This is a genomic window from Acetobacter conturbans, assembly GCF_011516755.1.
Lineage (GTDB): Bacteria > Pseudomonadota > Alphaproteobacteria > Acetobacterales > Acetobacteraceae > Acetobacter > Acetobacter conturbans.
The window spans coordinates 1-1,874 of sequence record NZ_WOSY01000062.1; the positions used below are offsets into that span (position 1 = coordinate 1).

The following is a 1,874-nucleotide window of genomic DNA, read 5'->3' on the forward strand; positions in this document are numbered from 1 at the left end:
CTATTCTTGTAGTTTGTATATTTTAGAAGGCTGCCTGGACACGTGCTGCGACGGAGTTTCCGTTGCGGCCTGCGATATTGACCGTTCCGTCGTTCTGCGTGCGCTGATCGATGAAGCGGTTATAGTCAAGCATCACGCGGAAGTGGCGGTTGGGATACCAGTTCAGACCACCGGACCAGACGATCTGGTTGCCGCCACGAACACCGTTCGAGGAGTTGAGCTGGCTGTTGAGATCGGTTTCGCTGTAGCGACCCGAAATTTCCAGCGCGCCCCAGTGACCGGTGGCGGGATTGAACTCCTGGTTCTCCTTCACGCCCGGAGCCGAGAAGGCACCTTCCTTGTAGTTGTAGGCGCGCGGCGTGCCGAACAGCGTGTAGTTGGCCGCGACATACCAGCCGGAGAAGTTCAGGTTGCTGAGCGACTGACCGCTCGTCGTGTGGGAGCGGTTCACACCGATATGGTAGTATTCGCTCTTGATGACGAGGTTTTTCCAGCGCAGCCCGGCTTCCGGACCGGCGGCCCAGACCTGGGAGACGTTGGTGATCGCACCCGTGCCCAGCAGGCTGTCCTCGCCGAGATTGACCTCGGGACGCTGGCTGAGGGTGAAGGACCGGCCGTGCGTGCCGTTGTTCGGCTTGAAGGCCGAGACGGCGGAGACACCGAGATGCAGATCCCAGTCCTTGGTGGCGATCGGACGACCGGCGGCGCGGAAGGTGCCGCCCGTCTGGCTGTCGCTGACAGCGCCGTCACCGCCATAATAGCCCGAGGCGTTACGCGCGCCGAACTGCTGGCCCGTGAAGTAGGCCCCGACCCACCAACGCTTTTCGTAATGCAGGCCACCGATCGAGAAGCGGGCGTCACCAGCCGAGATGCTGCGCACGATGTCCGTGATGCCCGGACGCTCCATCATTTCGAATTCGTTGGAGCTCTCGGAATCTTCTTCCGTCACGCGCGGCTGGAAGTAACCCACAGTCAGGATGGTATTACGCAGCCCGGCATAGTTCAGGTTCGCTTCGTAAAGACCGACGGTGCCGTCATTGTTGCTCGCGCCGAAGTCAGGCGTGATGTTGGCCACCCAGTCCTTGTAGCGGAACGTGAACGGAATACGCAGGCGGCGGGCGTTGGAGGTGAAGGAGTTGAACTTGCCCTTGGACTCGCCGGCACGCGGGGTCACGCCCATGAAGCCACCGAAATCTTCGTGGAAGGCCAGGCCGATGGAGAAGGCATACTTGCCATCCTCGGACTGGATGGTCGGGCGGCCACCGGGGAAGCCGATCTTCATGCCGCCAACCTGCACGACTTCCGTGTCGGCAGAGGCGCGCTTGAAGTCCTCCCAGGAGCTGACCATGCCACGGTCGGCGGCCGGACGACCTTCGCCACCAGCGTGGTAGGCGATCTTCGCGGGCTGGTTGAAGGCGATGCCGGATTCCGGCGCGCCGTTATAGTCGCGTGGCGTCTGGGCTTCGACGCGATGACCGTGACGGGCCGCGCCGGTCTGGGCGTGGTCCTGATGGCGCAGTTCGGAGCGCATGGAGAGCATCTCCCTGCGCATCTCGGTCATCTCGCGGCGCAGGGCCGCGACTTCGGTGCTGTCAGAGGTCGCCGCCAGGGCGGGGGAAACCGTGAGTGCGGATGCACCGCTCAGCACTGTCAGGGAAAGAAGTAGGAAACGGGAGGACAGGGTCATCTCTCTCTTGATCCGGCGCGGTGGGATGACGGCCTGTTAATCTCTCCTCACAAAAAACGGCGTGAAGCCTGTGTGACACACAGATTGCAGATTTGTTGCAGCCCCGGAAATCCGCCACTTCCACACCAAATTCAAACACCAGCAACACAACGCCCACTAACCCATGTGGCTAAAATGCAACGGTTAT

The 1,874-nt window shown here is 61.5% G+C and carries 1 protein-coding gene; it reads right to left on the reverse strand.

The features are described from left to right. Positions 1-22: 22 nt before the first annotated feature. Positions 23-1,687, reverse strand: coding sequence for an OprO/OprP family phosphate-selective porin (locus tag GOB81_RS17285; protein ID WP_173571455.1), 1,665 nt, complete (start codon positions 1,685-1,687; stop codon positions 23-25). Between the last annotated feature and the right edge of the window lie 187 nt (positions 1,688-1,874).

Coding starts and splice junctions, on each gene's coding strand:
- GOB81_RS17285 (WP_173571455.1), bottom strand. CDS start 1,687: ATGACCCTGTCCTCCCGTTTCCTACTTCTTTCCCTGACAGTGCTGAGC.